The sequence below is a fragment of the Nonomuraea sp. 3N208 genome (assembly GCF_052245935.1).
Taxonomy (GTDB): Bacteria; Actinomycetota; Actinomycetes; order Streptosporangiales; family Streptosporangiaceae; genus Nonomuraea.
Genome location: NZ_JBQQBR010000032.1, coordinates 49031 through 70155 on the forward strand (window position 1 = coordinate 49031; position 21125 = coordinate 70155).

General features: G+C 70.5%; 18 protein-coding genes. 3 read left to right on the top strand and 15 right to left on the bottom strand.

Going from position 1 to position 21125, the window contains the following annotated elements:
• The first annotated feature begins 125 nt into the window (after positions 1-125).
• Positions 126-1031, top strand: a complete 906-nt coding sequence (locus tag ACTWPT_RS39565; RefSeq protein ID WP_443182651.1) for an ABC transporter ATP-binding protein — start codon at positions 126-128, stop codon at positions 1029-1031.
• 243 nt (positions 1032-1274) lie between these two features.
• Here ACTWPT_RS39565 and ACTWPT_RS39570 read toward each other — a convergent pair whose 3' ends face one another.
• The 14 genes from ACTWPT_RS39570 to lxmK form a co-directional block, all read right to left on the bottom strand.
• Positions 1275-4100, bottom strand: a complete 2826-nt coding sequence (locus ACTWPT_RS39570; protein ID WP_443182652.1) for a BTAD domain-containing putative transcriptional regulator — start codon at positions 4098-4100, stop codon at positions 1275-1277.
• Positions 4101-4268: 168 nt separating this feature from the next.
• On the bottom strand, positions 4269-5009 hold the full coding sequence (locus tag ACTWPT_RS39575) for a hypothetical protein (protein WP_443182653.1): 741 nt from the start codon (positions 5007-5009) through the stop codon (positions 4269-4271).
• Positions 5010-5876, bottom strand: a complete 867-nt coding sequence (locus tag ACTWPT_RS39580) for an ABC transporter ATP-binding protein (protein WP_443182654.1) — start codon at positions 5874-5876, stop codon at positions 5010-5012.
• A 71-nt stretch (positions 5877-5947) separates the two neighbouring features.
• Positions 5948-7528 (bottom strand): PH domain-containing protein, encoded by a 1581-nt coding sequence (locus tag ACTWPT_RS39585; RefSeq protein WP_443182655.1) that lies wholly within the window; start codon positions 7526-7528, stop codon positions 5948-5950.
• 11 nt (positions 7529-7539) lie between these two features.
• Positions 7540-8040 carry a PH domain-containing protein gene (locus tag ACTWPT_RS39590; RefSeq protein WP_443182737.1) on the bottom strand — a complete coding sequence of 167 codons (501 nt, stop codon included), beginning with the start codon at positions 8038-8040 and terminating at the stop codon, positions 7540-7542.
• Positions 8041-8063: 23 nt separating this feature from the next.
• Positions 8064-10676 carry a M16 family metallopeptidase gene (locus ACTWPT_RS39595; protein ID WP_443182656.1) on the bottom strand — a complete coding sequence of 871 codons (2613 nt, stop codon included), beginning with the start codon at positions 10674-10676 and terminating at the stop codon, positions 8064-8066.
• Positions 10660-12129 carry a flavoprotein gene (locus ACTWPT_RS39600; protein WP_443182657.1) on the bottom strand — a complete coding sequence of 490 codons (1470 nt, stop codon included), beginning with the start codon at positions 12127-12129 and terminating at the stop codon, positions 10660-10662. Before ACTWPT_RS39600 ends, ACTWPT_RS39595 begins: the two co-directional genes overlap by 17 nt.
• Positions 12126-13061, bottom strand: coding sequence for an LLM class flavin-dependent oxidoreductase (locus ACTWPT_RS39605; protein WP_443182658.1), 936 nt, complete (start codon positions 13059-13061; stop codon positions 12126-12128). Before ACTWPT_RS39605 ends, ACTWPT_RS39600 begins: the two co-directional genes overlap by 4 nt.
• Before the next feature lie 39 nt (positions 13062-13100).
• Positions 13101-14981, bottom strand: coding sequence for an ABC transporter ATP-binding protein (locus ACTWPT_RS39610; RefSeq protein WP_443182659.1), 1881 nt, complete (start codon positions 14979-14981; stop codon positions 13101-13103).
• A gap of 26 nt (positions 14982-15007) precedes the next feature.
• Positions 15008-16012 (bottom strand): methyltransferase, encoded by a 1005-nt coding sequence (locus tag ACTWPT_RS39615; protein WP_443182660.1) that lies wholly within the window; start codon positions 16010-16012, stop codon positions 15008-15010.
• Between the two features lie 88 nt (positions 16013-16100).
• Positions 16101-16322 carry an LxmA leader domain family RiPP gene (locus ACTWPT_RS39620; protein WP_443182661.1) on the bottom strand — a complete coding sequence of 74 codons (222 nt, stop codon included), beginning with the start codon at positions 16320-16322 and terminating at the stop codon, positions 16101-16103.
• A gap of 57 nt (positions 16323-16379) precedes the next feature.
• Positions 16380-16592 carry an LxmA leader domain family RiPP gene (locus tag ACTWPT_RS39625; RefSeq protein WP_127931425.1) on the bottom strand — a complete coding sequence of 71 codons (213 nt, stop codon included), beginning with the start codon at positions 16590-16592 and terminating at the stop codon, positions 16380-16382.
• A gap of 5 nt (positions 16593-16597) precedes the next feature.
• On the bottom strand, positions 16598-17605 hold the full coding sequence (locus ACTWPT_RS39630; RefSeq protein WP_443182662.1) for a T3SS effector HopA1 family protein: 1008 nt from the start codon (positions 17603-17605) through the stop codon (positions 16598-16600).
• The gene (gene lxmK / locus ACTWPT_RS39635) at positions 17602-18669 is read right to left on the bottom strand and encodes a class V lanthionine synthetase subunit LxmK (protein ID WP_443182663.1); all 1068 of its coding nucleotides are present in this window, start codon (positions 18667-18669) and stop codon (positions 17602-17604) included. Before lxmK ends, ACTWPT_RS39630 begins: the two co-directional genes overlap by 4 nt.
• Positions 18670-18962: 293 nt before the next feature.
• On the opposite strand from lxmK, the gene ACTWPT_RS39640 reads away from it, so the two are divergent.
• Both ACTWPT_RS39640 and ACTWPT_RS39645 read left to right on the top strand, forming a co-directional pair.
• Complete coding sequence (locus ACTWPT_RS39640; RefSeq protein ID WP_443182664.1) at positions 18963-19616, top strand: GOLPH3/VPS74 family protein; 654 nt, start codon at positions 18963-18965, stop codon at positions 19614-19616.
• Between the two features lie 75 nt (positions 19617-19691).
• Positions 19692-20285: a response regulator gene (locus ACTWPT_RS39645; RefSeq protein ID WP_443182665.1), complete on the top strand. Its 594-nt coding sequence runs from the start codon at positions 19692-19694 to the stop codon at positions 20283-20285.
• A 66-nt stretch (positions 20286-20351) separates the two neighbouring features.
• Here the strand turns inward: ACTWPT_RS39645 and ACTWPT_RS39650 are convergent, their stop codons facing one another.
• Positions 20352-20792 carry a hypothetical protein gene (locus ACTWPT_RS39650; protein ID WP_443182666.1) on the bottom strand — a complete coding sequence of 147 codons (441 nt, stop codon included), beginning with the start codon at positions 20790-20792 and terminating at the stop codon, positions 20352-20354.
• Between the last annotated feature and the right edge of the window lie 333 nt (positions 20793-21125).

The following is a 21125-nucleotide window of genomic DNA, read 5'->3' on the forward strand; positions in this document are numbered from 1 at the left end:
CATACGCCAGATCCACAACTCTACTGCGGCAAAGACTGGGGAATCGTGAGCCCTTTGCGCCGGTGTCCAGCAGACGACCCCAGCGAGCGGCGGCGAAACCAGGGGCTGCGCTGACCATGCAGCCGATGCTGGAAGCGCGGAACCTGACGAAACGGTTCGGTCCGGTCACGGCGGTCAGCGACGCCAGCTTCGCCATCCGGCCAGGCGCCATCACCGGCTTCCTGGGGCCGAACGGCGCCGGCAAGTCGACGATGTTGCGCCTCTTCCTCGGTCTCGTGCAACCGACCTCCGGCTCCGCCCTCATCGACGGCAAACCGATCCACGAATGGCCCATTCCCAGCCTCAAGGTGGGCGCCGCCCTGGACACCCAGTGCGTCCATCCCTCCCGGCGGGCGATCGACAGCGTGCGGTGGGCGGCCCGGCTGGCCGGCGTACCCACCTCCCACGCCGAGGACCTGCTGGAGCAGGTCGGGCTCAGCGCGGTGGCCCGTCAGCGCACGGGCAAGTTCTCCCTCGGCATGCGGCAGCGTCTCGCGCTGGCGATCGCGCTGGTGGGCGACCCCGAGATCGTGGTGCTCGACGAGCCGATGAACGGTCTCGACCCCGAAGGCATCGCGTGGCTGAAGGACCTGCTGCGCTCGCTCCGCGACCAGGGGCGTACGGTGCTCATTTCCAGCCACCTGCTGGCCGAGCTGGAGGATCTGGTGGACGACCTCGTGGTGATCGCGGGCGGCAGGATCATCGGAAGCGGGTCCGCCACCGCGTTCATCGATCGGTTCCATCCGCAGACGATCAGCCTCCTGTCGGACAAGCCGGAACCGCTGTGCGCCGCCGTGATCGAGGCGGGCGGCGAGGTGCTCGACATGCAGGGCCAGCGCATGGAGATCAGCGGGCTGACCTCCATCCAGCTCGGCGAGATCGCTCGGGACGCGGGGATAGCGCTCTTGGGCCTCACGGAGGAGCGCAGCCTGAAGAAGGCCTTCACCCACGCGACCGCCACCATCACCGACATCCCCAGCGAGCTCGGCTAGTGGCCTCTTGCGCACCTGCCGCCTCGCCGCACTCCCCGCGCGCCACGTTCCCGCACCTTGGACTCTCCTCGGTGCCTTCCGCCCCTTTCGGCCCTCCTCCCAAAGGACCGTCGCCCAACGCAACTCCTCCCCTCCCGAAGGGACCCGCACTGAAGTGCGGCGGGACCGAAGGGACGCGGACAGCCACCCCTCACCCAAAGGACCCGCACCGAAGCGGCGGGAAGTGACGTGCGGTGGACGACGCTAGTGGTCGTCGCGCGCCGGTTTGCGGGTCGCCTCGCCGTTGCCGTTGAGGAAGGCTCGGGCCCGCCGCGCCCGGAGGGCGGTCCGCTTCACGCCGGCGACCTTCGCGATCTCCTCAGCGGTGAGCAGGTTGTCGTAGGCGGCCCGGGGGTCGCCGAGCAGAATCCGCGTCGTGCCGAGGTCGAGCAGGATGTCCGACAACACGACCCGATCGCCGATGAACGTGGCGATCTCCAACGCCTGCAGCAGCTCGGGATAGGCCTCCTCCGGTGTGCCCGCCCGGGCGGCGTGCATGGCCACCCCGCGCCGGATCTGAGCCTCGCTGCGCAGGCTGCCGCCCTCGCGGCACAGGACGAGCGCCCTTTCCAGGCACTCCTGGGACGCCTGCTCCTCCCCCGTGCTGTGCAGCACCATCGCGAGCCCGCCCAGCGCGTCGGCCTCGCCCACCGGGTCCCCGCTCCTGCGCAGCACCTCGGCGGCCTCCTCGTACGTCCGGCGCGCCTTGGCCGGCTCCCGGCGGATCCGGTCGAGGTCGGCGAGCAACCGCAGCACCAGCCCGCGACCGTGGTCGTCGGCCAGGTGCTGGAAGAGCCGCAAGGCCTCCTCCAGCCGGCGGGCCGCACCGGCGTAGTCGCCGACCAGCAGTGAGCGATAGCCGAGGGAGTAGAGCAGGGCCGCCTCACCGCGGACGTTCCCGGCGCCGCGGACGCTGGACAGGGCCAGTTCGTGGGACTCGAGCCATTCGTCGAAGCGGGACCCCGCCTCGTAGCGGGCGAGCGGTGCGACGGCCAGCTCCCAGCACGTCTCGGGGAACGAGACCGCCCGCCGTACGGCCGCCAGTATCGCCTCCAGGTTGTCGTCGAACCAGGCCGCTCCCTCGCCGGACCACACAGCGGCTCCCTGCGGCTGGTAGCGCGGAGCCGTACCGCGTGGGATGGAGTTGTCCTGGCCGCGCATCGAGGTGTGCGCGGCATCAGTGAGCGTCAGCCAGCCGCCGAGCGCGCGTTGCACGGCCTCACGCAGGTCCTCCTCGGGGTCTTCGGCGAGCGCGCGGCCCGCTCCGAAGCCCAGCAGCAGCTCGTGGCAGCGGAACCGCGCGCCGTCCCGCAGGGTGACCATGAAATGGCTCTCGGCCAGCTCTTCCAGCATGTTCTCCGCCACGTCCATGGGGACGTCGGCGAGCGCCGCGGTGGTCCTGGCGGTGACCTCCGTGCTGCCGTAGAAGCCGATCCTGCGGATCAGTGAGCGCGGACCGGCGGGGAGCACCTCGTAGCCCCGCATCAACGTCGGGACGACGCTCTGGCCGTCGTGCCGCAGCTCGCCGAGGATCTTCGCCGGGTCGGCGAGGCGTTCGGCCAGGCGGGCGAGGGTCCAGTGGGGCCGGGTGGCCAGCCTGGCCGCGGCGATGTGCAGGGCCACCGGCAGCCGGGCGCACAGGTCGATGATCCGGTCCGCTGCCTCCGGCTCGGCCGTCATCCGCTCCTCGCCGGCGCCTGTGGCCAGCAGCGCCCGGGCGTCGGCGCGATCCAGCGCGGACACGGGTACCCGGACGGCGCCCTGCAGCAGGGCCAGCGGTGAGCGGCTCGTCACGAGGACGGCGCAGCCCGGATGCCCGGGCAGGAAGGAATCGATGTAGCGGGCGCCGCTCACGCCGTCCAGCACGATGAGTACGCGGCGGCGGGCCAGCAGGCTGCGCAGCAGCGCGGCGCGTGCGCCCACGCCGTCCGGGATCTCGTCGGCGGCGCCCCCGAGCGCCGTCAGGAACGCGGCCAGCACGTCGCCGGGCTCGCTCAGATCGTCGGCGTAGAGCTGGCCGTCGGGGTAGCGGACGGCCACGCGGTGTGCGGCCTCCAGGCACAGTGCGGTCTTGCCGACGCCGCCCGGCCCGGTGACCACCACTACGGGACACGTGCCGTGGTCGTCGATCGCGTCGGTGATCCGCCGCAGCTCCGCGTCCCTGCCCACCAGGGCGCCCGAGCGTGCGGGCAACTGCCGTGGCACGGGCGCCGGCGGGCGCGCCGGTTCGCCGGGGTTCTGGGGCGGGATCGGCGTCCCGAGGTCGAGGGCCGAGTCCTGGGGCGGAATCCGCGTCCTGAGGTCGAGGGCGGAGTCCTGGCGCAGGATGCGTGTCCTGAGGTCCCGCAGCGCGGGGCTGGGATCGGTGCCGAGCTCCTCCCTGAGCCGCTCCTCCAGGTCGGTGAAGGCCTGCAGCGCCTCGCTGCCCCGCTGCGACCGGTATAACGCGAGCATGAGCTGACCGCAGAACGCCTCCCGCAGCGGTTGCTGGTCGGCGAGCTGCTGGAGCTCGGCGATCACCTCGCGGTGCCGGCCGAGCGCGAGGTCGGCGTCGATGCGGGCCTCGATCGCGGTGAGCCTGCGCTCGTCCCACACCGCCGCCTCGGCGAGGAACGCCTCGCTGTCGAGGCCGGCCAGGGCCGAGCCGCGCCACAGGGCCAGGGCCTCGCCCAGCATCGTGGCCGCCCCGGCATGATCTCGATCGCCGGCCAAGGCACGCGCCTGGTCATATAAGCGCATGAAGACGAAGGCGTCGATGGTGTCCTCGGCCGCCTCCAGCCGGTAGACGTTGTCGTGCACGTCGATGGTGACGCCGTACTTCCTGAGCTCACCGACCCCGCGGTGCACCTGGTTCCTGGCGCTCTTCGTGGGCGCGTCCCCGTAGATCGCGTAGATGAGGCTCTCGATCGAGGCGGAGTGGGCCGGGCTCAGCAGCAGATGTGCCAGCACCGCGCGCGACCGCCGGGTGGCGAGCCTGATCTCCTGGTCATGGCGCCAAATTGCCGGTTGGCCCAGAATTCCAAAGCGCATCAGAGGCACGATCCCCCTAGTTCCCCTCTGATCATCCCCTATTTAAGCAGCTTTGTCCCGGCCTAACACGCGACAATTCGCGACCTCGACCCCGCTTGTCACCGTCACCACTTGACTCCTGCCCCCTGGCCAGGTCAAGTGAGCTGGCATTTTCTCCGTGGCGAATGGTCAGGCGATGTCCCGCCGTTCGGCGACGAAGAAGGTCACGGCGATCACGATCGAGACGTACACCGCGAAGATCCCGAGGCCCAGCACCGGCCCCGGCCCTTCGGGAAGGATGCCCGGGCCCGCGCCGACCATCATGAACGGCAGATAGGGGTCGATGGTGTCCGGGAGGACGATCGCCAGGATCCCCTCGCCGGCGAAGGCCCACACCAGAAGGATGGACAGGGCCCCCGCGGTGCTCTTCACCAGTACTCCGACCGCGACCCCGAGCGCGGTGACCAGCGGCACGCTGCCCAGGAACGCCAGGATGGTGGCGGCTCCCCCGTCGGACAGTGGCGCGTAGGCGGTGCCGTTCGCGGTGATCAGCGAGCTGCCGTACGCGATCAGCAGGCCGACGATCGTGACACCGAAGGAGATCGCGGCGAGGGTGACCATCTTGCCGGTGAGGACCCGCCTCCGCCAGGGAGCGACGGAAAGGGTGATCCGGAAGGTGCCGTTCCTGATTTCGCTCGTCGCGGAGAGCACCCCGAGGATCATCATCGAGAACATCACGAACTGCATGGGCGAGGCAACGGCCTGCGAGCCGGGCGGGCCCTGGATGAGATTGCCGTTGGGACCGATGTTGGACCCCATCAGCAGGCCCACGGCAGCCACGCCCACGAGGGCGCACAGCAGCGTGATCCTGTTGCTCAGGAGCGTACGGAACTTGAGCAGCTCCGCGGCGCACACGTTGGCGAAACTCACCTAGCCCACCTCTCCCTTGATGCTCGACCGGTCCTGTGTGGCCTGCGCGAACGCGTGGTGCAGGCTGCGCTCCTCCCGCAGCTCGTAGAGCGCCACCATGGTGTCCCGCGCGATGGTCCCGACCTGCCCGGAGCCCAGCCCGGTGACCTGGATGCCATGAGAGCCGCTCGCCTGCACCCGGCCGCCGGCCTTCACCAGCGCGGGCGCCAGCGCCTTCGGGTTCTCGCACCGGACGGTGACCTTCTTCACCTGGAACCGCTGCATGAACGCCGATGCCGAGCCGCTGCCCACGATCCGGCTCTGGGCGATGACCACGAGGTCGTCGACGAGATCTTCCATCTCCGCCAGGAGATGACTGGACACGAACACCGTGCGGCCCTGGTCGCGGAACTGCCGCAGGAGGTCCTTCATCCACGAGATGCCGTCGGGGTCCAGCCCGTTCATCGGCTCGTCCAGCACGACGATCTCCGGGTTGCCGATCAGCGCGATGGCCAGCGCGAGCCGCTGCCTCATGCCGAGGGAGAACCTGCCGACCCGCTGGTTGGCCACCTCCGTCAGGCCCACCCGGTCGAGCATCACCTCGCCCTGCTTGGGATCGACCCCGATCATCTTGGCAACCCAGCGCAGGGTGTCGATCGCCCGCCGGCTGGGGTGAGCGCACTGCGTGTCGAGGGCCGCCCCGATCTTGCGGGCGGGGACGGGCCATTCGCCGATGGGCTTCCCATCGATGAGCGCCGAACCGCTGGTGGGGTGGTCGAGGCCGAGGAACATCCGCAGGGTCGTCGACTTGCCGGCGCCGTTCGGCCCCAGGAAGCCGGTTATGGCGCCGGCCCGGACCGAGAAACTCGCGTTGCCTACCGCTAACACCGGTCCATATCTTTTTGTCAACCCCACTGCCTGCAGAACAGTCATGAATATCCGTCCTTCGTCATCATGCGTTATTGCTCCGCCCGCTCGATGAATTGCGCCAGCAACCCGGGAACCGCCTTATCGGCGAGGACGAGACCATCCCCGTAGCCGACGTCCCGAACGGTGTAGGCGCCGAGCGTGCCCGCCGCCGTCGTGGCCGCGATGTTCGCCAGGCCCGACCTCCGCTGGAACGGCGAGCGGGTGATGGTCCAGCCGATGACGCCGGTGCGCTGCAGCGCCACGGTGCGGCGTACCAGCGCGCCGGACCGGGTCACCAGGTAGGCACCGTGGAGCGTGTGTCCGAGCGACCGGTAGGAGTCGGCCGCGAGCAGGAGGGAGACCGGCACCGCGACCGCTGCGGTGACCGCCATCGACCAGCCGGCGGACCACCCCGTCAGCGCGGCGAGCACCGCCGCCCCGGCGATGGCCGCCGCGCTCGCAAGGGCGGCGCGGACCATCCTGCGGCGCAGCGCGGCCCGGGGATGGGTACGTAGTCGCGTGGGCAGCAGCGGGCTCTCCCGGTCCCCCAGCGCCGACGCCGCCGTCGCGTGCGCCGTCTGGCGGGGTGCCGGGGGCAGCAACGCGCCGGAGCCGCCGCGCGGGCCGTCCAAGGTGTGGCGCAGCCCGCTCGCGAGCGCCTTGAGCCGGGTCCCCTTGCCCCAGCGCAGCATGAACGGCTCGATCAGCTCGGCACCGCGCAGCCGCCGCTCCTCCAGCGTGAAGGAGCGCGTCGTGAGCAGCCCGCGGGTCACGCGCAGGGTTCCGCTCTGGGGCTCGCGCTCGAGTCGGAAGCGCCACCACGACTCGGTGAACAGCAGCACGGTGCCGATCGCCCCGGCGACCAGCATCAGGAGGACGAACACGGCGAACAGCCAGCCGGGCGCCGCCTCCAGGAACGCGACGGCCCCCAGCACCGCCCCTTCGATGTCCACGGGAACGCCGAGTCTCTCGGCCAGGTTGTACGCCTGGGTCAGCGGGGCGAGGCCGATGACGAACACGAGCGGGCTCAGCGGCGCGTACCGCACCCACCTCGGATCGATCCGGGCGATCTCCTCCGCCGCCGGCTCGACGACTTGTCTCGGCTCTGCGGGTTCGTGCGGCTCGGCGGCTTCCTGCGGTTCGGCGGGTGCGGGGATCGTGGCGGCGGCCTGTGCCCGGGGCAGGAGCTCCGCGCGGAGGGTCGCCGCCTCGGCCGCGGCGACGGCGTCGAGCTTGACCTGATCACGACGGTCGGTCCGGAGGGCCTGGCCGGTGCCCATGGTGACGATCGACAGGCCGAAAATCCGGTGCACCGGCCCTGATGCCACGTCCACGGTGCGGATGCGGTCGCGGGGTATCGCGACGTGACGCCGCCACAACAGGCCGGAGTGGACTTCGACCTGCTCATCGGTCACCCGGTAGCGCGTGGTCCGCCAGCGGATCATCTCGCTGCAGGTGAGGTAGACGAACAGCAGAGCGGAGACGATCTGCAGCTTGTGATCTTCCCAGTTGACGCCGCCCGAGGCCAGCGCGGTCAGGGCGATGATGCCGAGCGGCGGTAGCAGCCAGCGCAGGTTGACCAGGCACATGCGGGGGTCGAGCCGGCGCCAGCCGACGGACTGCACCCTCATGTCCTCCACAGTCACGTCGCATCCCCCGGTGTCGCCTGGGTGACCCTGTTGAGCCGGTCCACGAGGTCCCTGGCGAACTCCTCGTCCAGACCGTCGATCCGCAGCGGCCCCATCGCCGACGCGGTGGTCACGGTCACCGCCGACAGCTTGAAGAGCTGGTAGAACGGGCCCCGCATGGTGTCCACCGTCTGGATGCGCGACATCGGCGCCACCCGGTACTGATGCCACAGCCAGCCCGAGCTCGTGTAGACGGCGTCGTCCGTGACTTCCCAGCGATGCACGCGATAGCGCCACCGCGGCACCACGATCGCGTAGCAGGCGCCGGCCAGAGCCGTCAGGAACGCCAGCAAGAGGGTCCCCGCCCCGTCGACGAACGCCGCCAGGCCCAGGAACACCAGGGCCACCAGCCCGTACGCCACGGCGGACCGGGTGGTCCACATCGTGATCGCCCGGGGGTGCACGGCGTTCTGAGGTGGCCTCAGGCGTACCGCTCCGGCCTGCTGCGCCACGATCAGTCTCCTTCCAGTTGGGTGACCTATTGAATGGTCGCGCTCACTTGGCCCTCGCTGGTCACGCAAGCTATCGCTCTCGGGCCTGAACGTTCGCCGCTCCTGCGCTCGATCTCGTCCGCCAGCCAGTCGGCCTCGATATCGCCGACAACCATGCTCGGCAGGGGCATCCGCCCGTACGTGCTGACCGCCGCCTCCACGACCTCGTCAGCGGTGATCTGCCCGAGCCGGTCGTACAGGCGGGTGAGCAGGCCGGCTCCCTGGCCGAACGAGACGCCGATGCGGACGAGATCGGCGATCTTCGCGGGCGAGTCCAGCCCCCACAACATCTCCATGACGCAGTACTCCCTGGCCCGGTCGAGCTCGACAGGCTCCGGCGGCTTGGCCGTGAGCTCGGGCAGCCTGTCCAGGACCTCGGTGAACACGTCCGGCACCTGCTCCTTGGGCCGCATCACCTGGATGTAGGCCCGCGGGAAATCGATGAGGACGTCCCTGCCGAGGAACGCCTCGTAGCCGCTGGCGCCGAGGCCCGTGGTGCCGGGGGCGTCGCGGATCGAGCGGTTGCGGTGATAGCGGCCGAGCAGTCCGGTGGCGAGATAGCGTGCCACGTCGTCCGGGCCGTCGGGCGGCTCCGGCGCGCTGAAGGTCACCAGGACGTTCGACAGATCCTCCCTGGGAACCAGCAGGATCCCGCCGCCCGCGGCCGTGGCGGGCACCGGCTGCGCCTGCCCCTGCCACCACTCCAGGGCGTCTTCCAGCCGGGAAAGCATCCAGGCGGGATCGGCGTCCCCCACGGCGACGAACGACCCGCCCTCGGGCACGATCACGGTTCGGTGCACGTCGGCGAGCCCGGCAGCCTCCGACGGCGCGGGCCCGAGCAGGTACGCGCGCAACGCGTCGTCGGCGATCCGCGCCGGCATGCGACCGCGCAGCAGGGCCCGGCCCTGCGACAACGGCTCGGCCGCGGCCGCCGGCGTGAGGACCTCCGACAGCACGCCGAGGCACGCGTCCAGTCCGTCCGTGGCGGCGTATCCGGCGACGTCGAGCCACTGCCCATCCGTCCTGACGGTCAGCTCGCCGCCCGCACCGCGGGCGTGCAGGCCCACGCGGGCGCGCCGGCCGAGGACGTGCGCCAGGAGCTCGAGGTGGTCCGGGCGCCGCCAGCCCACGGGACCGGCGGGCAGGCGGAGGCGCAGCTCCACCACGGGTGCGCCGCCCGCGCGGATGGCGACGGCCCGCAGGCCGTTGCCGAACGTGGCCTCGACGTGCTCGCCCAGCACGGGACGCGGCTGGTCCTCCCGACCCGGCACGGTCCTCGGCCCGCCTGCCGGCTCCGGGATCCGGACGGCCTGGCCGGCCTCGCGTTCGGGCCGCTCCGTGTGCCCGGGCTTGGGCCGGGTGCGCCTGCGGCCGGGCTCGATCGTCATCACCGCGCAGGCCGCGCCGTGCAGGCGCGCCGCCGCCTTGCCGACCTGCGCCGGGGTCACCTCGCCGAGCCGCTCCGGCAGCTCGTCGAGCAGCTCCGCCCGGCCGAAGAGCGTCTCCAGGCGGCCCAGTGCGCGGCATCGTGCCTCGATGTCGTCGTGGTCACGGTGATGCTCGGACACCAGCTCGTTGACGGCCGCCGCCACCTCGCCGGAGATATCGTCCTTCGACCACATGCCCCACTGCGTACGTACGGCTCCGACCATCTGCACGGCCGGGGTGGCCGGCGGCACGAGGACGGTCAGGAGCAGCGCGTCCGGGGCATGCGCATCGAGCGGGCCGAAGAACCCGCAGCTCGTGCTGACCGCGGACGTCCCGTCCGGGGTGATCTGCCGGGCCATCATGCGGGCCAGGACGACGTGCGCGAGGTAGCCCGGAAGGTCGGCCGCCGGATCCGGCAGCCACTGCCCGATGGTGATCGCGGTGGCGGGGATGCCCGGCTCGGTGAAGGAGGCGGTCTGGTCCATGAAGAACCCGGGCTCGGACAGGTCCGGCTGCGGGGCCGCCTCCCTCCCGGGGATGTCGCCGAAGTAGCGCTCCACACGATCCGCCACGTCGCCGGGATCGACGTCGCCGGCCACCGTGACCACCGCGTTGCCCGGCGTGTAGTAGCGGGCGAAGAACTCCTCGCAGTCCTCCAGGGTCGCCTTCTTCAGCTGCTCGGGATCCCCGTAGCCGTCATGCGCGTTGGCGAACGACGTGTAGAGCAGCCCCGCCATGTGCGGCCACGGCATGCCGCCGTACGGCCGTTCGACGATCATCTCGCGGATCTCGGCCGCGACGCCGGCCAGCTGCTCGGTCAGCGCCTCCTGCGTGAAGCTCGGGGCGCGCATCCGGTCGGCCTCGCTGAACAGCGCCTGATCGAGCGCCGAGCGCGGCACCACCTGGTAGAACTCCGTGTAGTCCTGGTGGGTGCGCCCGCTCGCCACGCCGGCGGTGTCCCGCACGTGGTCGAAGAACCCGCCGTCGGGCAGGCTCTGGCTGCCGACGAACATCAGGTGCTCGAACAGGTGGGCAAAGCCCTCCATGCCGGGAGGCTCGACCCGGAAGCCCACGCGGTAGTGGGCCGCGACGGCGACCCGCGATGCGCCGGGGACCGGCGCAACCAGCAGCTTCAGCCCGTTCGCCAGCGTCCGCCTATGAATTCCGGGCATGCGGCGATCCTCCATCGAGATTGACAAGGAAATCAAGGAAGCCCGCGTACGTGGCGAGGAGCGAGGCGTCAAGCCCGACGTAAGCGGATATGTCGTACAGGTGGACGGCGATTCTCACGGCCACGAGCCGGTTCGTGTCCTCGCCCAGGTCCCGGCCGTACCCGTCGAAGAGCGCGTCGATCAGGCGCTGCCAGTCCTGCGGGTCGCCCTCGTTCAGCCACCGCATCTCCACGAGCTCCCCGGCGAGCCAGGCGAGATCGTGATACCAGGGGGCCGCGCACAGGTCCTCGCCGATCAGCAGCTCGCCGGTGCCCTTGTCCGGGTCCACGGCGAGCGAGCCCAGGCCCGGCGCGCCGTGGGAGAGCACGACGTCGGGATCGGCGTCCTGCTCGGCGTACCACCCGCGCAGCCTGTCCCAGGACTTCGCGCCGAGCCGGTCGGCCAGCACGGCCCCGGCTGCGGCGGCCGTCGCGCTGCGCGAGCGGCCGGCCAGCCACTCCTCGAGCCTGCGCATCGCGCGCGGCGGGCCGGTGACCTCGCCAGGCGGGAGGGCGTGCAGCTCGCGCAGTGCCCGGCCGACGCCGCGTAGCAGCCGTTCCAGCGGCTCACCCGGGCCGTCACGCAGCAGGATCCGCGCTGCGGACTGGGCACCGGCCACGTGGTAGACGCGGGACTCGCCGTGCTGCTCGCCCGGCGCCAGCCGTACGTCCGCGCCGTCGAGCAGCCCGGCGAGCGTGGCGTTCAGCGCGAGATCGACGGGCCGGAAGGCGCTGTGCGCGAGCGCCCCCGGTCTGCGGCGCCAGACGAATCCGCCGGCGTCGGGCGCCACCTCCATCACCAGGTGGCCCGTGCCCTCCTCGGCGGGTGCCGCTTCCTGGCGAGAGTGCTCCTCCCACCGTGTGTCGACCGCCTCGATCGCCTGCGCCAGCGTCGACAACCACGAGTCCGGCCGCCCGGTCGCGGTGCTGATGCCGGGACGCGGGGGGACGAGCACCACGTTCGGGCGGGCGCTCAGGGTGCTCCAGTGCGCCTGGTAGGCGGCGCTCTCCACCCCGCCGGGCGGCAGCGCCGGCGCCAGGGCGACGAGCGCGCGCGTGCACTGAGCGGCCAGCAGCGCGGGGGTGTCGGCCAGGCCGAGTGCCAGCCGGCCCATGAAGTGGAGCGTCATCGGGTAGACGACGATGACCTCCGCCCACTCGGCCCAGTCGACGTGGCGGGCCTGCGCGGCGTCCTGCGGCCATTCGTCCACCATGACCTCCGCCTCGGGCGCCAGGGCCGCGCGCGTGACGAACCGCTCCGCGCTGCGCGTCACGACCACCCTGATGCTCAGTCCCGGCCGGGACTCGCGCAGCAGGGTCAGCGCGAACGGCAGATTGCGCGCCGCCAGGGAGCCCGTGGCGACGAGCAGCAGCCGGGAGAAGCCGGGCCGGGGTGAGGTGGACGGCGCCTTCACAGTGCGGCCTGCCCCAAGATGGTCTCGATCTCGGACAGCGCCGCCTGCGGCCCGTAGGAGCCCGCCACTCCGGTCAGGTTGATCACGACCTCGTCCACGCCGGCGGCGTGGAACTCGCCCATCTGCCGGCCGATCTCCTCCGGGTCCCCGGTGAGGAACGCCCCGCCGCTGATCAGCCGCTTGACCGTCTCGACCGGCTGCTGCGGGTCGATCTCGATGCCCGCCCTGGTCAGCATGTCGACGTAGTGGGGCAGCATGAGGTGCCCGGCGTTGGACTGCAGGACGATGCGGGTCGGGTCGCGGTCGGGCTGGGCCACGAACATCGGCACCATCGCCACCAGCCGGGGCAGGGGACGCGCCGCCTGCTTCGCGCCTTCCTCCATCGCGGGGACGATCACGTCGCGGATGTAGGAGGCGGGGGTGAGCCAGGTGATCGCCACGTCGGCGATCTCGCCGGCCAGGCGGGACATCGCCGGCCTCAGCACGCCGAGGCCGATCTCCACCGGCGGCGTCGGCAGGGGCGGCAGCACGTCGTGGGCGGTGAAGTGCTCTCCGTCCAGGTCCACCTCTTCGCCGTCGAGGAGGCCGCGCATCGTGGAGACGTACTCCCTGACCGCCTTCAGCTGGTTGCCGTACGCGGCGCCGGCGATGTTGCGCTGGAAGTCGATCCCGCCCGGCCCAATCCCGGCGACGAAGGGGTGGCCGGAGGCCACCGCCACGGAACGGGCGTGCACGGCCGCGTCATGCGGGTGCCGGAGCGGCATGAGCGCGACGCCCGTACCCATCGGCACCCTGAAGCCGGCGCCCGCCGCGAAGACGAAGCTGTGGTGCGGGTCGAGCGACAGGACCTGGCCCTGCCACAGGCGCACCGCGCCCGTCCACTGCACCAGGGCGGCGAAGGACAGGATCTGCTCGTGCCGGGTGGGCATCATCGGCAACAAGACAGAGAGGCTGGGCATCATCACTCCTGTTCAGGACATCCGGACGGAATCCACGGGGCGCAGCATCTGGCCGTGAACGAGCTCGGCGTAGGGCTCGCTCTCGCTCATCAGCCGCTCGTGCGTCCCCTGCGCCAGCACCTTCCCCTGGTCCAGGAGGATGACGTGGCGGGCGTGCTGGACAGTGGACAGCCGGTGCGCGACGACCAGGACCGCCCTGTCCTCGGCGAGCCGGTCGACGACCTCGCGGAGCCGGCCCTCGTTGAGGCTGTCGAGCTGGGACGACGGCTCGTCGAGCAGGACCAGCCGGGCGTCGCTGAGCAGCACGCCGGCCAGGGCGAGACGCTGCCGCTGGCCGCCCGACAGATCGTTCTCCCCGCCGATCGGCGTGTCGAGGCCCTGGGGCAGGGCGGAGATCTCCTCGCGCAGGCCGACTTGCTCCAGCACGTCGAGCAGAACCTCGTCCGGCACGGTCTTGTCGAGCCCGAGCAGCAGGTTGTTGCGTACCGTGTCCCGCAGCAGTGTGAAGGACTGATCGACGTAGGCGATCCGGCCGCGCAGCTCCGACAGCGGCCAGTCGGACACCTCGCGCCCGTAGACGGAGATCGACCCCGAGTCGAGCTCCATGAAACGCTCGATCAGGCCGAGCACGGTGGTCTTGCCGGCCCCTGACCTGCCGACCATCGCGGTCAGGCCGCTCGGCGGCACAGCGAAGCCGACGTCCTCGAGCACCGGCCGGCCCGCCTCGTAGGCGAAGCCGACCCCCTGCAGCACGACGGCGGGGGTCCCGGGCGCCACGGCCACCGGCTCGCCGCCCTCCGCACGGTCGTCCACCTGCTCGAACGGGAGCGAGAAGACGGACTCGAACCGTTGCTTGGCCACGAGACCGGCCTGGATGGCGCCGATCGCCTGGATGGCCATGACCAGCGGAGCGGCCAGCTGCAGCAGCAGGAGCAGGAACGAGACGAGGTTCGGCAGCGAGATCTCACCGGCGACGTAGCGCACGCCGCCACCCATGATCACGACGACGAGGGCGACCTGCTGGGCGAGCGTCATCACCGGCACCACCATGGCCTCAAGCCGGGCGGCGGCGATCTCGAGCCCGCCCAGGTTCTCCGCCCGCTCGGAGAAGCTCCGCACGAGCCTGCTCTCGGCTCGGTGGGCCTTGACGACAGTGAGGGCCTCCAGGGTCGCGACGAAGTCGTCGGACAGCTTGCCGACACCCGCCTGCAGCGCCTCGAACTTCTTGCGGATCGCCTTGACTACGAAGACGACCCCGATGATCGCGATCAGGAACGATCCGACCGTCATCAGCAGCAGAATCCCGTCCAGGAAGCCCATGATGACAAGCGTCGCGAGCACCTGCAGCGCAGCCATGGGCAGTTGCAGCGGCCCAACCTCAGTCAGGCCGCGCACCTGGGAGGAGTCCGAGGTGAGCCGGGCGGCCAGGTCTCCCGTCCCCTCCCGCCTGGCGATCTTCAGCGGCAGTCCCAGTGAGTGCTTCAACGTGCGTACGCGCAGCTTGGTGACGAGGTCGATGCCGAGCTTGGACAGCAGGTAGCCGGACAGGGTGCCGGTGACCGCCGCGGCCAGCCCCACCCCGACCATCCAGAGCGCGGCCGAGGTCACCGCGCCGCCGCCCTTCTCGAGCTCGGCGACGAAGGCCCCGCCGATCAGTGGCAGGGCGAGCGTGGTGATGGTCGACAGCAGGGCAAGCACCACGATCGCGGCCACCTGGTTCGCCTTGCCGGCCGTCATCTCGCGTGAGAGCGCGAGCTTCTGCGTGGTGGACCGCTCGTCCGTGGAGGCCTGCTCGGCCTGCGTGGAGGCCTGCTCTTGCGCGGCCTGCGTGGAGGCTTGCTCTTCCGCGGAAGGCTGTGCTTCCGCGATCTTCGTGGGCGCCTGCTGTTCCACTTCTCACCTGTCCAAGAGAGTGCGTGTCAATGAGCTCGGAACTCCAGGAGCGTCCGCCTTCTCGTCGTCGGGCCCTCCCACGAGAGCTCGAGGCCGGCGGCCGCGCCGAGCCGCTTGAGCTGTTTGAGCGTGCGTACGGGCACCGGGACCGTGCCGGTCAGGAGAAGGTTCATCCGGGCGGCGTCCGCGTCGTCGTCGTAGATGAGGTTCATGTCGGCCACGAGCACCCGGCCGTCCGCGCCCGCCGCATCCCCGCACCGGCGCAGGATCTTGACGGCGTCGTCGTCCGGCCAGTCGCACAGGATGGCCGACAGCAGGTAGACGTCGAACCCCGGCGGGATCGGATCGAAGAAACTTCCCTCGATCGCCTCACACTGATCCCCCAGGCCGGACCACTCGATGCGCTGCGCCGCGGCCCGCGCCATCCCGGGCAGATCGAGCACGGCGCCGTGCAGGTGGGGGTGGGTGCGGGCGAGCTCGATGAGCAGCGTCCCGTTGCCGCCGCCGACGTCCATCACCCGGCGCACGCCGGACCAGTCGTAGGTGTGCACGATCAGCCGGCCGTCTCCGGCCAGCCCGCTCGCGACCTCATCCGCCAGCACGTTGGCGTCGTCCGGCACGTCGCTCACGTCCTGCCAGAAGTCCCTGCCGAAGGCCGCCTTGTAGCCGACCTCCCCCGTACGGACGGTGTGCAGCAGCCCCACCAGGCCCAGCTCGGCCAGGCCCAGCAGCCCGTCCATGCTCAGCCGCCGGCGCACGCTGCCGGGCGCGTCGTCCAGCAGAGGAGCGCCGAGCTCGGTCACCTCGTAGCCGCGTTCCTCGCTCCACTCGAAGATCCCGCGCGAGACGAGGTAGCGCAGCAGCTTCTTCAGCGTCGCGGGATGGGCGTCCACCTTCTTGGCGAGGCCCGCCCCCGTCGTCACCCCCGCGGCCATGTGGTCCGCCAGGCGGAGCGTGGCCGCCACCCGGATGGCGAGCGGCGTGAGCAGGTCCGCCATCGCGGTCAGGTCGTCGGCGTTCGAATCTCGCATGCGTTTCCTTGAGACGTGACGAACTGGACCGGTCGGGTGTGGGCAGGCGCCCTGCATATATCGCCTGCCCACCCTTACATCCGGCTTTTCAGCAACCGAAGATGAAGGTTCTGTCCCACGCCTTGCGGGCGATCCCGCTGACTACGTAACTGGTGGCGAAACCGCCAAGTACAAGAATCGTCACAGGCGTGCCGGCGGGAGCCTCGGATTCTGCCGGCAAACTGAACTCAGATGCATCGGCATAAGCGTCGTAGCCCGCCGTGAGTTCCATAATCGCGGCCGTCTTCGACGGCCGCACGACATCGTGCATTATTTCCCTCCCTTCGCTTTCATCGCGACGAAATAGGGTCCTGTCCGCAGCGCGGTACTAACGGTTCAGGATCCAGCCGGAAACGGCGCCGGACGCGGCCGAGGCCCAAATGGCGCACTTGGCGGAGCTCACGCGAACGCCGTAGCTGACGGCCCAGATCGTGAACCACAGCTCGGGGGCGTCGGAGATCGCGGAGACCTGCAACTCACCCGGCTCGGCGTACGAGTCGTAGCCCGCGACCAACTCCATGATGGCGGTGCTCTTCGTCATGCTGTTCACCTCCTTCCTGCATCAGGTACCGGGGGGCATGTGCCGCCGCCCCCCGTCATCGCCTGGGGCGACGTCTGATTCCGTGCGAGGTCGCACGGGTCGATGTTGGCTTCGGTCAACCGGGCGGCGACCAGCGTGGAGGCCGGGACCTTGCCGGCGGCGGCCTCCACGAGCGCCTGCCCGAGCACGCCGGCCCGGTGCTGGCCGAAGCTCATGCCACGCATGACCGGCCTGCGGTCGTCGGGTTCCCACGCGGTGGCCACTCCGGGGCCCAGGGCGTGCGCGAACGCGGACGTCTCCGTACCCACGCCGGGCACGCCTGCCACGAGGGCGGCGAGGTCGGTCGCGAGGTCGCGGGAGCGGGCGCCGAGATAGATCACGAGCCCGTCGCGCCGCGGGTAAAGCAGCGGGGAGGACAGCACCTTCGCGCGGTACTCGGCCTCCTGCTCCTCCAAATGGGTCAGGGCCAGGCGCCAGACGGCCGGGGCCTGCTCCGGTGCCGCCAGGTGGAGGTAAACGCGCAGGATGTCGCCCCGCATGTCGCTCGGCGCCGAGCCGTGCACGAAGAAGAAGCCCGGTGAGAGCGCCGGCCGCAGCGGGGACAGGGTGACGTTCACCCGCTGTCCCGGCGCGAACGGCGGCTCCTCCAGGATCCTGTCGCGGGGCACCCAGACCCGCGGCCCCCCGCACACGACGAGGACCTTCCCGCCCTCTTCCGTGCCGTCGGCGATCAGCCCCTCGGACACCGTCGTCTCATGCGGGACGTTCTCCGCGAGAGCCAGCTCGAACTCCCTGTCCCGCAGGTGGAACGGCAGTCCCTGGCCGTCGTCCGAACGCCGCCCGGTGTGGAGCACCTCGTAGAGCGCCTGGGAGAGTTTCACCGCCAGCTCGGCGGCGCTGTCGGCCTCGACCGTGACGTCGGCGACGGTCGCGCGGAGCCGGTCGATGTCGACGGTCACCGCGTCCAGCACCGGGGCGATCCCGCCCGGCGCCACGAGGTCAGTGACGCTCATTCATCCTCCAAACCCAGGGCGATCGTGAAGCGGGCGGGCGCCAGCAGCGCGGTGCGGCCGATGCCGGCGGCGGCGCGCTGGATGCCGGAGAGCTTGGCCGAGCGCGCCCCCGAGGCCAGCAGGCGGTCCATCATGTGCCAGCCGGCGAACGCCGTGGCCCGCGCCGCGAACTCGTCGTCGAGTCCCGGCCGGACGGCCCGGTAACCCTGCCAGAAGCCGTGGATGCGCGGCCGCAGCCGCTCGATCTTCTCCGCGCCACGCTGGAGCACCATCTCATGGGTGAACTCGGCCGCCTCGAAGACGACCTCGTCGCCGCGCGCGCTGACGATGTCCAGGATGGAGCGGAAGAGCCATTCGCCGGCGAACGCGCCGACGTCGCGGGCCGGATCCCCAAGGCGGAAGTCCTCCCAGTCGGTGATCTGGAATCCGCCGTCCTCGGGCAGCAGGAGCTGGTCGACCCGGAAGTCACCGTGGACCGGGACCTTGGCCGACCGGCTCTCCCATTCGCACAGCGCGAGGATGCCGCGCATGAGCTCGGGGTCGCCGTGCAGGATGCTCCAGCTCTCCATCTCGCCGTAGCTCAGGTTGTGCCACATCTCCAGCGGCAGCCCGCGCAGGAGCCGCAGGTCAGGCAGCGGGAAGGGCCCGTCGTCGAGCCCTTCGCCGGCCTGGGTCCCGGCATTGTGCAGGTGGCCGATCGCCTCGCCCACCTGCCTGGCGAGCTCGTCGCCGAACGATTCCTCGATCATCGCCTCGGCGCCGTTCCTGGCCTCGTCCATGAAGTCGAAGGCCACGAGCCCGGCGTCCTCGTCGGCGCCCAGGTAGGCGGGGGTCCTGACCTGGTCCGCGAGGACCGGCCGGGCCGCCTTGAACCGCTCGAAGGCGAGCATGCGCCGCAGCCTCGGCTTCGCGTCGTCTCCCCCGATGAGACGTTTGACGAAGACCTTCCTGCCGCTGTCGGTCCGGCCCGCCCACACTTCGTTACGACCGATGGGCGCCACCAGGGTCTCCCGATCGAACCGGCCGTAGCCGAGCCGGTCGAGAAACGCCTCGACGTCAGGCACCCGATCAAGATCGATCGGAGCCATCCAGCCTTTGGCCGTGTCCGTTTCCCCGTTTGCCAGCGCCGTCATCGCTCCCCCGTCCGAGCAGCTCCAAGGTGCTGGGAGCAAAGCTAACAACCGCCACTTCCTCCCGGCTTCCTCGCAACTTCCATGGCCCGACCTGTGCAAATGCGGGATCTCCACGCTAGGGACCGCTCCCCTCGGCACCCGGCGGCCGCCACATGACAGATGTCACATCCCGCTGATGACATCAGCGTCTACGCCGGCCGACGGGGCGGAGTCAGACTCGTGGTATGGCCACGGAACAGCTGACGTTCGCGGAAGAGCTCATGTTGCTCGCCCATCGGGAGACCGACGGCAAGCAGCTGATCCCCAACAATGTGCTGAACATCAGCCTCACCGCCGCCGAGCTGGCCGAGCTGGCCGCGTCGGGCAAGGTGGAAGTGAGGGGCGCCGACTTGGCGGTGGTGGACAGGCGGCCGGTCGGCGACGCCGAGCTGGACGCCGTGCTCGCCCGGATGGTGAAGGTGGGCAAAACGCTGCCGGCCGGCCGCTGGCTGATCATGATCAATCCCGTCCGCAAACACCGGAACTACCTGCGGCGACTGGCGGAACGGGGGGCGTTCAAGGCCGACAGGTCCCGGATGCTGGGGCTGATCCCGGTCGAGCGGTACGGCTACGACGACCCCACGCTGGTGCGCGCCGTCAAAGACAGGATCGGCAAGGTGATACGCGGCCAGAAACCCGACGCCCGCACCGTCACCCTGCTCGCCCTGGCCCACGGCAGCGGCGTGCTAGGGCGCCTGGCCAACCCGGGCAAGCGGGTCGAGCAGCTGGTCCAGGACGACTGGGCCGGGCAGGCCGTCAAGGCCTACGTGGACAAGACGACGACGAAGCCCGACGACTCGGGTGACAGCGTGACCATATTGGCCGCGGGCGGGTCATAATATCTGTTCAGTACGGCTGGCGCCGGATTCCTGCATAGTCCGGCGCCAGCCGTACGCACGTCGTGGGAGACGCCGATGGGGGACGTCATCCGAGTGCTGCTCGCCGACGGCGAGCGCCTGATCCGAGAAGCCCTGGCGACGTTGCTCGACCTCGAAGCGGGCATCGAGGTCGCCGCCCAGGTCGGCCACGGGGACGAGATCGCCCGGGCGATCGAGCAGCATAGCCCCGACGTCGCCGTCCTCGACATCCAGATGCCCGTTGACGATCTCGCGCAGATCGCCCACCGGTGCGGAATCGTCATCCTGGCGAGTCTCGCGCGCCCCGGTCACCTCCGCCGTGCGATGGCCGCCGGCATGGGAGGTTTCCTGGGCAAGGACGCCTCCGCGGAGGAATTGGCGGCGGCGATCCGCAAGGTCGCGGCCGGCGGTCGCTACCTCGACGCGGAGCTCGCCGCCGCCGCGATGGCCACCACCGACAGCCCGCTCACCGAGCGCGAGCGGGATGCCCTGCGCCTGGCCGGCGGCGGCGCCACGATCCCCAGGATCGCGATCGCGCTCCACCTCACCGAAGCCCTCGTGCGCGGCCACCTGTCGAGCGCGATGTCCAAGCTCAACGCCGCCAGCGGCACGGAGGCCGTCAGGAACGCGCAGCGGCTCGGCTGGTTGTGACACGGGCATGACCGAGGCCCTCCGCCCGGCGGCGGAGGGCCTCAGCGGAGCCCGGCACGCGGGCGGTCACCTCACGAAGTACCGCTTCGCGCCGTCGGTCATCAGCAGCCCGATGAGCAGCGCGGACAGGAGCAGGGAGACCCCGTTGGACGCGTAGTCGGTGGTCAGGACCGCCGTGACGATGTTGACGGCGGCGGAGATGGCGAAGAGCCAGATGATGGCGGTACGGGTGGCCGCCTGCTGGCGGGGGATCCTGATCACCAGGACCAGCTGCACCACCACCAGGACGGCCGAGATCAGCATCAGCACCCACATCACTGCCATCGGCGGCAGCGCGGCGGAGGCGGAGGCGATCTCAGGGTCGGCCGACAGGGCGCTGACCGCGACGAGGCTCAGCGAGCCGATCACCAGCAGGATGACGCCGAGCACCACACCGATCCACATGAAAACCTGGACGACTCTGACCGTCCCCGGCATCTGGGGGCTTAACTCATTGTTGTGAACCATCGGTCTTTCCTCTCTGGGTCGAACGAAATCGTAAGCGAGCCACCGAGTCGCTCTCCAGGGGCAAATAGTCTCAGAACAATTGCAAAGTAGCCCAGCGGCAAATTCTGCAGTCCCCGCTAAGGAGATTACTCAAACACGATCCCGGTTCGGACAAACCGGACATTTGCCCCTTGAGTCACAGATTTGACTAAATCTCGATTTTTGATCGTCAACCTTGACAAGTGAGTGCGATCGTTGTTATTCGTGGAATGTCCTGCGGAGCGTTGATGCGCACGGAGTGCGGACGGGTGAGGCATGCACGGCGGGCCGGATGAACAGTCTCAGGGGAACGCG

Bases quoted from the DNA above. Each gene is read 5' to 3' on its own strand.
- ACTWPT_RS39630 (WP_443182662.1), bottom strand. From the start codon at position 17,605: ATGAGCGTCACTGACCTCGTGGCGCCGGGCGGGATCGCCCCGGTGCTG.
- ACTWPT_RS39650 (WP_443182666.1), bottom strand. From the start codon at position 20,792: ATGGTTCACAACAATGAGTTAAGCCCCCAGATGCCGGGGACGGTCAGA.
- ACTWPT_RS39605 (WP_443182658.1), bottom strand. From the start codon at position 13,061: ATGATGCCCACCCGGCACGAGCAGATCCTGTCCTTCGCCGCCCTGGTG.
- ACTWPT_RS39595 (WP_443182656.1), bottom strand. From the start codon at position 10,676: ATGCCCGGAATTCATAGGCGGACGCTGGCGAACGGGCTGAAGCTGCTG.
- ACTWPT_RS39640 (WP_443182664.1), top strand. From the start codon at position 18,963: ATGGCCACGGAACAGCTGACGTTCGCGGAAGAGCTCATGTTGCTCGCC.
- ACTWPT_RS39570 (WP_443182652.1), bottom strand. From the start codon at position 4,100: ATGCGCTTTGGAATTCTGGGCCAACCGGCAATTTGGCGCCATGACCAG.
- ACTWPT_RS39620 (WP_443182661.1), bottom strand. From the start codon at position 16,322: ATGCACGATGTCGTGCGGCCGTCGAAGACGGCCGCGATTATGGAACTC.
- ACTWPT_RS39625 (WP_127931425.1), bottom strand. From the start codon at position 16,592: ATGACGAAGAGCACCGCCATCATGGAGTTGGTCGCGGGCTACGACTCG.
- ACTWPT_RS39585 (WP_443182655.1), bottom strand. From the start codon at position 7,528: ATGAGGGTGCAGTCCGTCGGCTGGCGCCGGCTCGACCCCCGCATGTGC.
- ACTWPT_RS39615 (WP_443182660.1), bottom strand. From the start codon at position 16,012: ATGCGAGATTCGAACGCCGACGACCTGACCGCGATGGCGGACCTGCTC.
- ACTWPT_RS39645 (WP_443182665.1), top strand. From the start codon at position 19,692: ATGGGGGACGTCATCCGAGTGCTGCTCGCCGACGGCGAGCGCCTGATC.
- ACTWPT_RS39565 (WP_443182651.1), top strand. From the start codon at position 126: ATGCTGGAAGCGCGGAACCTGACGAAACGGTTCGGTCCGGTCACGGCG.